Origin of the sequence: Allohoeflea poritis, from assembly GCF_027889715.1 — a bacterium.
Lineage (GTDB): Bacteria > Pseudomonadota > Alphaproteobacteria > Rhizobiales > Rhizobiaceae > Hoeflea_A > Hoeflea_A poritis.
This window is the reverse complement of the sequence record NZ_JAPJZH010000022.1, coordinates 12820-26333: the sequence shown is the minus strand read 5'-3', so window position 1 is coordinate 26333 and position 13514 is coordinate 12820. Positions and strand designations below refer to the sequence as shown.

13 protein-coding genes are annotated in these 13514 nt (G+C 63.0%); 11 read left to right on the top strand and 2 right to left on the bottom strand.

The window, feature by feature from the left end; all coding sequences use genetic code 11:
* Positions 1-208: 208 nt before the first annotated feature.
* Genes OOZ53_RS23650 through OOZ53_RS23630 form a run of 5 tightly spaced genes read left to right on the top strand, consistent with a single transcriptional unit; the run spans position 209 to position 5297 of the window.
* Complete coding sequence (locus OOZ53_RS23650) at positions 209-1027, top strand: GntR family transcriptional regulator (RefSeq protein ID WP_271092238.1); 819 nt, start codon at positions 209-211, stop codon at positions 1025-1027.
* Positions 1024-2139 carry a M24 family metallopeptidase gene (locus tag OOZ53_RS23645; RefSeq protein ID WP_271092237.1) on the top strand — a complete coding sequence of 372 codons (1116 nt, stop codon included), beginning with the start codon at positions 1024-1026 and terminating at the stop codon, positions 2137-2139. Before OOZ53_RS23650 ends, OOZ53_RS23645 begins: the two co-directional genes overlap by 4 nt.
* 3 nt (positions 2140-2142) lie before the next feature.
* Positions 2143-2646, top strand: a complete 504-nt coding sequence (locus OOZ53_RS23640; RefSeq protein WP_271092236.1) for a GAF domain-containing protein — start codon at positions 2143-2145, stop codon at positions 2644-2646.
* Positions 2647-2695: 49 nt separating this feature from the next.
* Positions 2696-3922 carry a metal-dependent hydrolase family protein gene (locus tag OOZ53_RS23635; protein WP_271092235.1) on the top strand — a complete coding sequence of 409 codons (1227 nt, stop codon included), beginning with the start codon at positions 2696-2698 and terminating at the stop codon, positions 3920-3922.
* 55 nt (positions 3923-3977) lie between these two features.
* Positions 3978-5297, top strand: a complete 1320-nt coding sequence (locus OOZ53_RS23630) for an MFS transporter (RefSeq protein WP_271092234.1) — start codon at positions 3978-3980, stop codon at positions 5295-5297.
* Here the strand turns inward: OOZ53_RS23630 and OOZ53_RS23625 are convergent, their stop codons facing one another.
* Positions 5298-6296 (bottom strand): LacI family DNA-binding transcriptional regulator, encoded by a 999-nt coding sequence (locus tag OOZ53_RS23625; protein ID WP_271092233.1) that lies wholly within the window; start codon positions 6294-6296, stop codon positions 5298-5300. It abuts the gene before it with no gap.
* A gap of 138 nt (positions 6297-6434) precedes the next feature.
* On the opposite strand from OOZ53_RS23625, the gene OOZ53_RS23620 reads away from it, so the two are divergent.
* The 6 genes from OOZ53_RS23620 to OOZ53_RS23595 all read left to right on the top strand — a co-directional run bounded on the left by OOZ53_RS23620 (position 6435) and on the right by OOZ53_RS23595 (position 12463).
* Positions 6435-7625, top strand: a complete 1191-nt coding sequence (locus OOZ53_RS23620; protein WP_271092232.1) for a CaiB/BaiF CoA transferase family protein — start codon at positions 6435-6437, stop codon at positions 7623-7625.
* A complete protein-coding gene (locus tag OOZ53_RS23615; protein ID WP_271092231.1) occupies positions 7622-8416 on the top strand; it encodes an enoyl-CoA hydratase/isomerase family protein in 795 nt (264 codons plus the stop codon). The genes OOZ53_RS23620 and OOZ53_RS23615 overlap by 4 nt, the downstream gene beginning before the upstream one ends.
* Before the next feature lie 9 nt (positions 8417-8425).
* The gene (locus OOZ53_RS23610; RefSeq protein ID WP_271092230.1) at positions 8426-9376 is read left to right on the top strand and encodes an MBL fold metallo-hydrolase; all 951 of its coding nucleotides are present in this window, start codon (positions 8426-8428) and stop codon (positions 9374-9376) included.
* On the top strand, positions 9351-10322 hold the full coding sequence (locus OOZ53_RS23605; protein ID WP_271092229.1) for a 3-hydroxyacyl-CoA dehydrogenase family protein: 972 nt from the start codon (positions 9351-9353) through the stop codon (positions 10320-10322). Before OOZ53_RS23610 ends, OOZ53_RS23605 begins: the two co-directional genes overlap by 26 nt.
* An 18-nt stretch (positions 10323-10340) precedes the next feature.
* The gene (locus tag OOZ53_RS23600) at positions 10341-11522 is read left to right on the top strand and encodes a cobalamin-independent methionine synthase II family protein (RefSeq protein WP_271092228.1); all 1182 of its coding nucleotides are present in this window, start codon (positions 10341-10343) and stop codon (positions 11520-11522) included.
* An 83-nt stretch (positions 11523-11605) separates the two neighbouring features.
* Complete coding sequence (locus OOZ53_RS23595; RefSeq protein WP_271092227.1) at positions 11606-12463, top strand: formylglycine-generating enzyme family protein; 858 nt, start codon at positions 11606-11608, stop codon at positions 12461-12463.
* On the opposite strand, the gene OOZ53_RS23590 is transcribed toward OOZ53_RS23595, so the two are convergent.
* Positions 12460-13464, bottom strand: a complete 1005-nt coding sequence (locus tag OOZ53_RS23590) for a LacI family DNA-binding transcriptional regulator (protein ID WP_271092226.1) — start codon at positions 13462-13464, stop codon at positions 12460-12462. The two genes, OOZ53_RS23595 and OOZ53_RS23590, sit on opposite strands and share 4 nt — an antisense overlap.
* Positions 13465-13514 lie beyond the last annotated feature (50 nt).

The following is a 13514-nucleotide window of genomic DNA, read 5'->3' as shown; positions in this document are numbered from 1 at the left end:
ATTGGACAAGGAACCATATTAATTATACAAACTTTATGCAAGCTAATTATGCAAACATTATGCAAGATTGCATTGGCGCCTGCGTTATGCACACTTGCAGGTGTTGCAACCCATGGCGTATTGCGCGGCGTCGCTTATGATGCGCGGTGCGATTCTAGCCGCCGCCCGCTCGTGGCGGACCCGGCGCGGGGTTGCGAGGAGGAGGAAAATGGTCGCAATAGGTCTCATGAATCCATCGACGAAAAAAAAGAAGCTCAAGACCGGCCAGCGCAAGGACTTCCCGCCCATCAAGCTGGACCTGGCCACCGGCGACAAGCCGAAGCGAAAACGCGGCTCTGCGCGTGTCTATGAGGAGCTGCGGGAGGACATTCTGTGGATCCGTATCGATCCCGGCTCCGTGCTTGACGAGGTGGCACTCGCAGCACGCTTCGACATGTCGCGGACACCGATCCGCGAAGCACTCGTCATGCTTGCCAGCGAGGACCTCGTCTCCTTCCTGCCCAACCGGACCAGCATCGTCGCGCCGCACATGCTCGACAATATGAGCGAATATCTGGACAGCCATCTGCTGCTCGCCCGCGCCGTGGCGCGCCATGCGGCGATCCGGCGAACGGGTGAGAACCTGACGCGGATCACGGCGGCGGCCGAGGCCTATGAGGAAGCCTTGCCGAGCAACGACGTCTACAGGATCTACGGGGCGGACCTGGCGCTGCACCGGGAGATTTCCCAGAGTTGCCACAGCTATTTCACCCGCAAATTCCACGATCTGAGTATCGATTGCGGCCGCCGTGCCTATGTCCTGCACTACTATCCGGCCTTCGGGCAAAACGAGGCGAAGGTCAGCCTCGACGAGCACCGGGAACTGGTCTCTGCGATCGAGGACCGCGATGCCGACCGGGCCGACGCGGCGATGGCCCAGCATGTGCGCACCGAACTCGAGGTGATCAAGAATTCGCTCGATCCGGCGGTCGGCTACGAGATGGATATATCCGCGCCGGCCAGGGGCGGCGGAGGCAAGGGCCGATGACCGATCCCTCCGTATTTGCCGAGCGCAGGGCACGCCTGGCCGCTGCCTTGAGCCAAAACGGACTTGATGCGGCCGCGCTGGTGCCGGGCCCGAGCTTTTACTATCTCACGGGTATTCATTTTCACCTCATGGAGCGGCCGACCGTTCTGTTCATCGGCGTCGACGGTGAGATACATGCGGTGATCCCGTCGCTGGAAAAGGCCCGCTGGCAGGCCGGCATGCCGGATGCGGACACCGAATACTGGCAGGACAGCGAAGGTTCCGGCGGTGCCTTTTCCCGTATCGCAGCGCGCATGAATGTGAAGAAACTGGGCGTTGAAGGACAGCGCATGCGTGTTTTCGAAAGCGATCTTTTGCGCGCGCATTTCGGCGAAGGTGCGGTGCATGACGCGCAGGCTTCAATCGCCGGCATCCGACTTCTGAAAGATGCACGGGAAATCGAATGCCAGAAGGAAGCCATTGCCATCAGCGAGGCGGCGCTGGGCGCGACCATCGAACAGGTCCGCGCCGGCATGAGCGAGCGCCAGATCCAGCAGCGCCTGCTGATCGCCATGCTGGACGCCGGCGCTGAGGGGTTCGGATTCGAGCCGATCGTCCTGACGGGCGCCATGTCGGCGGACCCGCATGGCGAGCCGAGCGGCGAGCGGCGGCTGGAGCCGGGCGATGCCCTGCTGATCGATTTCGGCGCGGCCTATGGCGGCTACAGCGCCGATCTGACCCGCACTTTCTTCTGCGGACATGTCAGCGACGAACACCGGGCCATCTACGAGACAGTCAAACGAGCCAACGCCGAAGGCCGCGCCAAGTCTGCACCCGGCGTCACCGCTCACGATGTCGACATGGCGACAACCGATGTGCTTCGGACATCGCCCTTTGCAGACCTGATCGTCCACAAGACCGGACACGGGCTCGGTCTCGACGTGCATGAAGCACCGCAGATCATGGAGGGCAATCATCAGGATCTTGTGCCCGGAATGGTGTTCACCGTGGAGCCCGGCCTCTATCGGATCGGCGATGTCGGCGTGCGCATCGAGGACAATGTGCTGGTGACCGAAGACGGCAGTGTCTCGCTGAGCAGCTTTGACCGTGAACTGACCATCATCGGCGGCTGAGCTATGGATCGCCTTGAGTATCCGGCTGTTCTCGGCCACGCGGCCGCCGGTGCACATGAACCGCTCTTCGCGCTGCTTGCCGACCGGCTGGCGGCGCGCGTCGGCTATGAACTCTTCACCGTTCTGGTCGCCGATCCATCAGAACAGCAGTTGCGGCGGATCTTCTCGACGGACGAAGCCGCCTACCCGCTGGGACCTGCCGACAAAGTCGAACCGTCGGCCTGGTTCGAGCAGCTGTTTGTTCGAAGACAACCGATTGTCGCCGGTAACCGCGCGGAAATCGCCCAATGGCTGCCGGATTATGACGGGTTCGACGGGACGGCGACCGGGTCCTTGATCAACTATCCCGTCGTGGCGGACGACCGGACCATCGCCATCCTCAATCTGACCGACCGCGCCGGTCGGTACGGACCGGAAGCACCGGCGCGGCTCGCATCGGAAACCGGGCTCTGCGCGATGGCGGTTTCGGCTTTTCTGGCGCAAACGATGAAGTCCGGCGAAGCATAATACGCCGAAGGGCAAAACGAACTGAGTTCTGTACGGGAGGTATCATTTCATGACGGCTTGCATTCTGGCCAATGCGCGGCTTTTCGACGGCGTATCGGAGACGATCCGCGAACCGGTCGACGTTCTTGTCGCCGACGGGCTCATTCGCGAGATCGGTGAAGGTCTGACCTTCCCGGATGCAACCCGCATCGATATCGGCCGGCGTTTTCTTATGCCCGGCCTGATCGACGCGCACTACCACGCCAATACGCCGAGCTATGATTTCTACGGCACAGACCGCATGCCGGCGGCTCTGCTGGGCGCGCACGCGGCGCGGCTATTGTCCGGCGCGCTCGATCGTGGCTACACAACGCTGCGCGACGCGGGCGGCGGCGATCTCGGCCTCAAGCTGGCCATCGACGAGGGTCTCATCGACGGGCCGCGCTTCTATTTTCCCGGTCGGGCGCTGACCCAGACCGGCGGCCATGGCGATATGCGCAGGCGCAATTATGTCGAGCCTTGCGGCTGCGCCTATTCGGGCATCGTGACACAGGCCGTGGACGGGCCGGACGAGGTGCGCAAGGCGACGCGCGAGGAGTTCCGCAAGGGCGCGACGCATATCAAGATCTTTGTTTCGGGCGGCGTGTCGACCGACCTCGCGCCGCTGGACATGCCGCATTTTTCCGACATCGAAATCGCTGTCGCCGTCGAGGAAGCCGAGCGGCGCGGCAGCTATGTGATGGCCCATTGCCACACGGACGATGCGGCACGGCGCTGCCTGCGGCTCGGCGTGCGCACCATCGAGCATGGCAGCCTCATCGAGGCCGAGACCGCCGGCATGATCGCCGCGGCCGGCGCCTTTGTGGTGCCGACCCTTTCGGCCGGCGAGCTGATCGCGGAAAACGCCGACGCCCTCGGCCTTCCCGCCTCAGCCGCCGAAAAGATCCGCGAGGTCAACCGCCGTTCGCTGGAGGCGGTTGCGCACTGCGCGGCGGCCGGGGTCAAGCTCGGCCTCGGCTGCGACCTGCACGGCCACGAATTCGTCAAGACGCAGGGGCGCGAACTCTTCCTGCGCGGCCAGATCCAGCCGGCGATCGATGTCCTGCGCTCGGCGACATCGATCAATGCCGAAATCGTACAGGCTGCCGGCAAGCTGGGCGTTGTCGCGCCGGATGCGTTCGCTGACCTGATCGTCGTCGATGGCGATCCGCTCGCCGATCTTTCGGTCTTCATCAATTCCAGCGAGACGGTGGCGCTCGTCATGAAGGGCGGTCGCATCGTGCGCTCGCGGCTTTGAATTTGCCGCGCCCGGGCGCTAGTTTGACCGGGGGACACCGATGGGAGGCGTCTGATTGGCACAGGATCATGCTTCGGCTCCGGCAACCGGCCTCGGGCCGCTCCTGCCCATCCTGTCGATCAACTTCGTCGGCACGCTGGGTTTCAGCATCGTCCTGCCCTTCCTTGTCTTCCTCGTCGCCGACTGGGGCGGCAATGCGCTTGTTTTCGGCATTCTCGCCTCGACCTATTCGGCATTTCAGCTTATCGGCGCGCCGATCCTCGGCCGCTGGTCGGACAGTATCGGCCGGCGCAAGGTGCTGCTGGTCAGCCAGCTCGGCACGCTGATCTCCTGGGTCATCTTTCTCGCTGCCTTTTTGTTGCCGGCCGATGCCCTGTTGTCAGTGGATTCGGCGTTGCTCGGCCAGTTCACGCTGACCCTGCCGCTGCTGGTGCTTTTTGTTGCCCGCGCCGCCGACGGCCTGACCGGCGGCAATGTTTCCGTCGCCAATGCCTATCTCGCCGATATCACCGACGACAGCCACCGCACGGAGAATTTCGGCCGCATGGCGGTGTCGACCAATGCCGGCTTCATCCTCGGCCCGGCGCTTGCCGGGATACTGGGCGCAACCATCTACGGTCCGGTCTTGCCGGTCATCGCGGCGCTGCTCATTTCGGCGCTTGCGACGCTGATGATCCTGTTCGGCCTGCGCGAAAGCCGGCCGAACCTGCTGGACGCCAAGCCCGGGATCAACAATGCCTGCAAGGTCTTCGGCCAGGAAACCAAGGAATGCTATGAGCTCAAGGGCTGCGATGAGACATCGAATGCAAGCATCCTGAAGCTGCCGCACATGCCGGCCATGCTGGCCGTCAATTTCCTCGTCATGCTGGGGTTCAGCTTCTTCTATGTCGCCTTCCCGACCCACGCGGCCCTCGGGCTGGACTGGTCCGTCACCGATGCCGGCACCTTCTTCGCGGTGCTGAGCCTGCTCATGGTGCTTGTCCAGGGACCCGTTCTGGCGCGGTTGTCCAGAACGGTCCCTGAAAAGACGCTTGTTGTCGGGGGAAGCCTGATCCTGGCGTGCGGTTTCGCCCTGCTGCTGAGCAGTTCGGGGATTATCGTCTATGCGGCCGGCGCGCTGATCGCCCTCGGCAACGGTCTGATGTGGCCGACCTTCATGGCCATGCTGTCGCGCCTGTCCGGCGAGAGGCTGCAGGGCGCCGTCCAGGGGCTCGCCAGCAGCATGGGCGCGGCGGCCAGCATTGCCGGGCTGATTGCCGGCGGTCTTGTCTATACCTGGGCGGGCGCATGGGCCTTCCTGCTGTCGGCGCTCACCATCGCCACGGCGGCAATCCTGGCGGCGGCCCTTCCCGGGCGGGAAACCGCGAGACGTTGACTAACCGGATGCCGGAGCGACGCTGCCTCTTCGAACCAGTTTGGGAGCCTTGTCGACGACGGTTTCGCCGGCAACCGCCTGTTCCCGCGACAACACATCCAGTGCATAAGATCCCATCTCGTGAAGCGGCATGGCGACTGTTGTCAGTGGTGTGCTCAGCACATCGGCAAAGGGAACGTCGTGGATCGCGATCAGTGAAACGTCTTCCGGCACACGCCTGCCGGCGCGGTTCAGCCCGCGCAGGGCACCGATTGCCGAAAGAACGTTGAAACACATAATGGCGGTCGCATCCGGCGCCTGCGCCGTCAGTTGAGCCAGGGCCGCTTCGCCGCCATCGATTTCCGAGGGCGCGAAGATGAGCCCCGCTTCATCGAGTCCGACTGCAGCCAGGGCCGAGCGCCAGCCATGGAGACGGCGCTCGGTGAACCGCATCCCCTGTGCGGTGGCAATGCAGGCAATCCTGCGGTGGCCGTTTTCGATCAGATGCCGGGTTGCAATGCGCGCCGCATCCTCATCGGGCAGGCTGATCATATGGGCGTCGAGTTCGAGGTCGGCCTGCAGCAGGACTGTCGGCACTTTGCGCGCGGCGGCGCGGGCAATCACCGAATCGGAAACCTCGCCCGACGCCTGTATGATCAGCCCGTCGAGGGCACCGCCCGCGATCAAGGTCGCCATCCTTTGCGCGCTTTCCTCACCCATGGCGGAATCGAATACCAGCAGCGCCTTTCCGTTTCTCACGGCCGCGGCCTGTGCGCCGCGCAGGATCTCGGTATAGACCGGATTCGTGATGTCGTTCAGAAGGATGCCAATGAGCCCGGAACGGGCGGAACGCAAGGATTTGGCCGCAATATTCGGCGAATAATCAAGCGCCGTGATGGCTTCGAGCACCCTCTCTCGGGTCTCCTTGCCGACACGCAGTGTCGGGTCCTTGTTGATCACGCGCGAAACCACGGCGGAAGAAACGCCGGCCGCCTTGGCTATGTCAGCAAGTGTCGCCACCTGTTTTCCTTTCCCGGCGAGCTTACGATCACCGGCACACTTGACAAAGCACATATTCTGCTAGCAAGATTTGGTAAATCGTATTACCAACTGGAATTCATGGCAAGACAGTCTTGCTCTGGACCGATGGAGGAGACCATGACCACCCAACGGAGCCTGGCACTCGAAGGCATTCGCGTTCTCGATTTCACGCAGATGATGCTTGGCCCGCTCTGCACGCAGATGCTGGCCGATATGGGCGCGGACGTTCTGAAAATCGAACGCCCAGGAAAGGGCGAGTGGATGCGTTCCATGCCGATGATCGGCGAGCTGGTCGGCGGCGACAGCGCGGCCTTCCACGCGTTCAACCGCAACAAGCGCTCGGTCACGGTCGATCTCAAGAGCCCGGAGGGGCGCGAGGCCCTGCTGGAGATGTCCAAGCATTGCGATGTCGTTACGGAGAACTTCCGCTCCGGCGTCATGGACCGGCTGGGTCTGGGATATGACGACTTCAAGGCCGCCAATCCCAGGATCATCTATGCCAGCGGCTCGGGCTGGGGTTCCGACAGCTATCTGGCCAAGAAGGGCATGCCGGGGCAGGATCTGCTGGTGCAGGCAATGTCCGGCGTCATGATGAACACCGGGCGGCGCGACGACCCGCCCACCAATTGCGGTACGCCGATCGCCGATTTCGCCGCCAGCCAGGCGCTGGCCATCGGCATCCTCGGTGCGATCGTGGCGCGCGACAAACACGGCATCGGCCAGCGGGTGGAAACGAATTTGTATCAGGCGACGCTGAATGCCATGGCGCAGGAAAATTTCGCCGTGATGAACCAGAAGATCACCTTGGAACGCTCATCGGCGGGCATTGCCTCGGCATGGAATGACGTGCCCTACGGGCCGCACCCGACCTCGGACGGATGGGTCGCCATCGCCATGTGCCCGCTCGACAAGCTGGCGGAACTTCTGCAAGACCCGGGGCTGGCCGGGATGGACCCGTGGGAAGAGCGCGACGCGGCCAAGCTGCGCATTGACGAGATTACGCGCAAATTCACGACGGCGGAGCTGCTGGATGTCCTCGGCGCGGCCGATGTGTGGTGCGCGCCGGTGCGGACCACCGAGCAGGCCCTGGAAGACGCCCACAGCCGGGAACCGCACCGGCTGGTCGAGATGGATCACCCGAAGGCCGGCAAGATTACCACCATCGCCAACCCGATCCACCTTTCCGAGACCCCCGTTTGTCTGCGGCAGGTGCCGCCGCAGGTGGGCGAGCATACCGACGAGGTCATCGGTGAGGTTCTGGGGCAGGATCGGCTTGCCGAATTGCGCGCATCGGGAGCTCTGGGATGAGCGAGGAACGTCTCCACCCCAATCTGGTTCTGGAACGCAAAGGCGCCGTTGAGATCCTGCGGGTCGACCGCGAAGAGGCGCTGGGCGCGCTGAATTTCGAGATACAGGCGGCGCTGGGTGACTATGTGAACGGGCTGCATGGGCGCAAGGACGACGTACGCGTCGTGATCCTGACCGGCACCGGGCGCGGCTTTGTGGCAGGCGCGGACATCGCCGGCTATCACGGCGCCGATCAGGTTGCCTTTGACGGCTTTCAGCGGCGGTCGCGCCAGACCTTCGACGCCGTGGCGAACCTGCCGCAAGCGACGATCTGCGCGGTCAACGGCTATGCCCTTGGCGGCGGGTTTGAACTCGCCATGTGCTGCGATTTCATACTCGTCAACGAGAAAACCAAGCTTGGCTTGCCCGAGATCAAACTCGGGCTCCTCCCGGGCGGGGGTGGGACACAGCGCCTGCCCCGCTTGGTGGGGCCGATGCGCGCCAAGCAGCTGTTGATGACAGGGCGCATGATCACGGCCCAGGAGGCCGTGGAATATGGCGTGGCACTGGAGGCATGCGCGCCCGACGCACTGATGCCCCGGGCGATCGAATTCGCCGAGGAACTGGCCGGCATGGCTCCGGTCGCCTTGCGGGAAGCCAAGCGGGTCGTCGATGACGGCCTGGATGCAGCGCTTTCGGCCGGATTGACGATGGAACAGCGTGTCCTCGGAGCGCTGTTCGCCACACAGGACGGGAAGGAAGGCATTGCGGCCTTCATGGAAAAACGCGAACCGGAATTTAAAGGGAAGTAGGTGAAGAACATGGCAAAATCCGTCATCAGCCATCAGTCGGGGCCGTTCTCGGTTGTCTCGATGGGACTGCCGGGCGATCACGAGGGAAAGACCGCGACGCGGGTGTTTTTCGTGCGCGGCGCGGACAAGATCGCGTTGATCGACAGCGGACTTTACGGCGGATTGGGCGATCTGCAGCAGGCGTTCGACGAACTCGGCATCGCCTATGGCGACCTCGATCTGCTGTTGCTAACCCACGAGCACATGGACCATGTCGGCAATAATGGCTGGTTGAAAGCCGAAACCGGATGCACCATCATGGGCCATGAAGCCCGCGCCGACCGGGTCGCCGACAACATGCTGAACGCCAAGGCGATCGTGCACGCATTCCCCGAAGGCGAGCACTTTTCCCTGGAGGAAGAGTATCTCGACTGGATGGGGCCGACCGAAGGGCCGATCGAGCGCTTCGTCAAGGACGGCGACGTCATCGACCTTGGCGGCGGCGTGGAACTGGAGGTGATCGAGGTGCTGGGCCATTCGATGGCCGAGATCGGCTTTTTCGAGCGCTCGACCCGGACGCTGGTGATCGCCGATCCGCTGTTGCCGCCCTTCAACCCGGTGCTCTACCTCTATGAGGAGCCCAATGTCATGCGCGCGACATTCGACAAGATCGAGCACTTCCTCTCCGAGCGCGACGTGCAGGCGGTCCTGTTCGCCCATGACGAGGTCAAGACGGCGGCCGAGACCGTCGAACTGGTCAATGATTGCCGGCGGCGCGTGGACAAGGTCGAGGCTTCGATGGTTGCGCATATGAAATCCAATCCCGGCATCTCATTCGCGGAACTGCGGGATAAATGTTGCGACGATCAGAACATGGTGCGGGAGTGGCGGGCGCTGGTCTCGATCGATGCGAGCCTGAAGGATTTCGCGGCCAAGGGACTGGCCGAGCAACGCGATGGCGGCTGGCACTATGTCGGCTGACCTTCCCGTCTGCACGGTCCTGGGACCGGGCACCATGGGGGCGCAGATCGCGCTCTCGCTGGCGCTGGGCGGGGCGACGGTGCGGCTGTGGGGCCGTAGAGCAGAGGCCCTGTCGCCGGCGATGGAGCGTTGCGGCGAAGGCTTCGATTTTCTGGCTGCCGAGGGGCTGGCCGATCCTTCCGAGCGAACACAAATTCTCACGCGGATCACGCCGAGCCCGGGGCTGCCGGGTGCCGTGGAAGGCGCAGGGTTCGTGATCGAAGCCGCGGCCGAGGACATTGCCGTCAAACAGGACCTGCTGGCGCAGGCGGAAGCCGCTGCCAGGTCGGACGCGATCCTGTCGTCCACGACATCCGCCCTCTCCGCAAGCGCCATCCAGTCGGCGCTGAAGCGGCCCGGGAACTTCTGCATCGCTCATTACGCGCAGCCGGCGCACCTGGTCGAACTGGTCGAGGTCGTACCGGGCGCCAAAAGCAGTGATCAGGCGGTCAAGGTCACCACCGACCTCCTGCTCGCGACCGGCAAGACGCCGGTTCTGTGCCCTGATATTCCCGGTTTTCTTTGGGCGCGCATACAGCACGCGGTCTTGCGTGAATTCGCTTCGCTGGTCGGCAAGGGCCTGGTGACGCCGGAAGCCTGCGACACGATCCTCAAAATCGGCTATGCGAGCCGCCTGCCCGCCATGGGCGCCTTCGAGCACGCCGATCTGGCGGGGCTGGACCTGATCAATTCCGATGCGGCCAAAGCCGTGTGGGCGGATCTTTCCAACGTCACCGATCCCGGCGAGACGCCGGTGGGCGCGCTTCTTGAGGAGGGGAAGCTTGGCATGAAATCCGGCCAGGGCTTCTACAATTGGCGCGAACGGAATCCGGAGGACTTCAAAGCGACCCGCGACGCGGAGATCGTCCGACGGGTCAAGATCAACCGAGGAGGACGGGTGCGCTGACGCGCCCGGTGGGAACATATGAGAACCAGCAAAGAGCGAATCCTGACCACCCATGTCGGCAGCCTGCCCCGGCCCCATGACCTCCTGGACATTCTCAAGCTCAAAATGGATGGCGCTGATTACGACGCCGGCGCGCTCGACGCGCAAATCGCCGCCTCGGTGGACCAGATGGTGACCCAGCAGGTCGACGCGGGCATCGACATCGTGGCCGACGGCGAGATGTCCAAACCCGGCCATGCGATCTATATCGAAGAGCGCCTGACCGGGTACGAACAGCGCCCCGGCTTTGATACGGGTTATTATGCCGCCGAGAAAAAGGCCTTTCCGGAGTATTACGAGGACTATTTCGCCCGCGCCCATCTGGGCGGTGCCATCGCACCCGCCCATCCGGTTATCTGCGTCGGCCCGGTGGAATATGTCGGCCACGAGGCCCTGAAGAAGGACCTTGAAAATCTGCGCGCCTCGTGCACCAAACACGGCGTAGAGGAAGCGTTCATGCCCTGCGCTGCCGTGACGGGCGTCGGTCACAACGAATATTACGGCAGCCAGGAAGAGTACATGTATGCGGTCGCCGACGCCCTGTCGGTCGAATACAATGCGATCATCGACGCCGGTTTTCTGTTACAGGTCGACGATCCCTTCCTGCCTCACGTATACATGGACACGTCGCTGAGCGAGAAAGAGCGCCTGGCCAAGGCGAACATGTTTGTCGAGACGGTCAACCACTCGATCAGGGGCATTCCGGCGGAGAAAATCCGCTATCATACGTGCTATGGCATCAATCAGGGCCCACGGGTCCATGAACCCGACTTGCCGATGATGGTGAACGAAGTGCTGAAAGTGAACGCCGGCGCCTACAGTTTCGAAGCGGGAAATCCGAGGCACGAACACGAATATCACCTGTGGGAGGAAGTGAAACTGCCGGACGGCAAGCTCGTCGCTCCGGGCGTAATCACGCATGCGAGCTCGGTCGTGGAGCACCCCGAATATATTGCCGAGCGGATCGTGCGTTTCGCTGACCGCTGCGGCCGCGAGAACGTTCTGGCCTCGACCGATTGCGGGTTTTCCAGCCAGGCGATCTACAAGACCGAGGTCGAGAACCGCGTGGTCTGGGCCAAGCTCAGCGCCTTGGCGCAGGGCGCGAAAATCGCGTCAGACAAGCTCTGGGGCCGGGTCGGCACCGAGAGGCGGGCCATGTGATGCAGAGCTGCGGCTGCGGTCCGGCCCAAGAAAGATCCTTTGTGCGCCCGCGCACTTCGGATCCCCTTTCGTCACGAGAACCATTGGCGAAGCCGCAGCAATCGAGCATACATATTCCCGGCGGGCGTTCACTTCTGGGAACAAACCGGCCCGTCCTGGCGGCGGACGGCGAAGGCCCCCTTAGAACGACACGCGTCAAACCGTTCCGGATCGATCCGGCGGCCGTTACCAACGCCCGGTTCGAAGAGTTCGTCTCCGCGACCGGTTATGAAACCGATGCCGAGAAACTCGGATCCTCCTTTGTCTTCCAGAACTTTCTGCCTGCCGCGGAACGTGACAAACCGAGGGTCGCCGCCGCCCCGTGGTGGTGCGAGGTGCAAGGCGCCTCGTGGCGCGACCCCTTCGGTCCGGGCAGCGCCGATCGGCGCGCGCCGGAACATCCGGTGGTTCACATTTCCTGGCACGATGCCTGCGCATTCGCATCCTGGGCCGGCGGCCGGCTGCCCAGCGAGACCGAATGGGAACACGCCGCCCGCGGCGGTCTGGGCGATGTGCGGTTTCCCTGGGGCGACGAAGAACCGGACGATACAGACATCTTTCCCTGCAATATCTGGCAGGGAACGTTTCCCGAGAAGGACCTGGCACTCGATGGCTATGAGGGGCTGGCCCCGGCACAGTCATTCGCACCAAACGGCTACGGTCTGTTCAACATGGTCGGCAATACGTGGGAATGGACATCGGAACCATTCAAGGTCCGGTCGTTGAAGAAGGCCGCCCGCACCGCGCATGCCGGCACGCGCGGGTACAAGCTGGTCAAGGGCGGCTCTTTCCTGTGTCATATCAGCTATTGCTACCGCTACAGGATCGCGGCGCGCAGCGGCACATCGCCGGACAGTTCCACGTCGCACACCGGCCTTCGTCTTGTCTACGATATTGATTAGGCCGTTTCGCCAATGAGCAGATCGAAGGGAAATTCCCGGACTTTCGGCATTGCCTGGCCGACAAGCAGATTCAGGATAGTGCGTGCGGCGGTGCGGCCCACACCTTGACGCGGAAAATCTATGGTGGTGAGCTTCTGGCTCAGCGACTGCCCGATTTCCATGCCGCCGAAACCGGCAAGGGCGATATCTGCGGGCACCTGCCACCCCATTTTCATGGACAGAAGATACCCACCTGTCGCCATAAGATCATTGCCGAAAATGACGACATCGATATCGGGCCGCGCCGCGCGCAGTTCCCGCAGCCCCTGGGTTCCGTCCTCAATGCCCGGCGGCGCATTGTACCAGCTCGGCGCAAAGAGCTCGAACCCGGCTTGCGACAGGACGGTCTGGACCCCTTCAAAGCGGGCCGATGCGGCAAATTCCATTCCGTGCCACCCCAGGAAGCCGAAGCGCCTGTAGCCGCGGGAGACGAGATGGCGAACCAGTTCGGCCCCGGCCTCGAAATGGTTGAAGCCCACACAATGATCGATGGGATCGCCTGCGACCTGCATGATCTCCACCACCGGCGCCGGCGACATGGAAAGGAGTTTGGCGGCACGGCGGGTGTGCACGAAATCATTGACGATCATGCCTGCCGCATTCCACGACAGCATCGATTCAATCAGCCGTTCCTCGCGGTCCGGATCGTAATCGGTTATTCCGATGACCGGGTTGTAGCCCGCCTTTTCCAGTTCCATCGCAATACCGGCGGCGACGTCCGGAAAAATTCCGACGGTGATCGAAGGCAGGACGACACCGACCTGGTTGGACCGGGCGCTCGCCAGAGAGCCCGCCACACGGTTCGGAACGTAACCCATCTCGGCAACGGCCTTCAGGACTTTTTCGCGTGTCTTGCTGTTGACCACGCCCCTGCCGGCCAACACACGGGACACGGTCATGTCCGACATGCCGATAGCCTTCGCAACATCCCTCTGCGTCAGCCTTTTCTGGCCCTTGGCCAAGCGCTTTTCCTCCAATTGTTGACGCCAGACAATCAACAATAGCCAGGTAT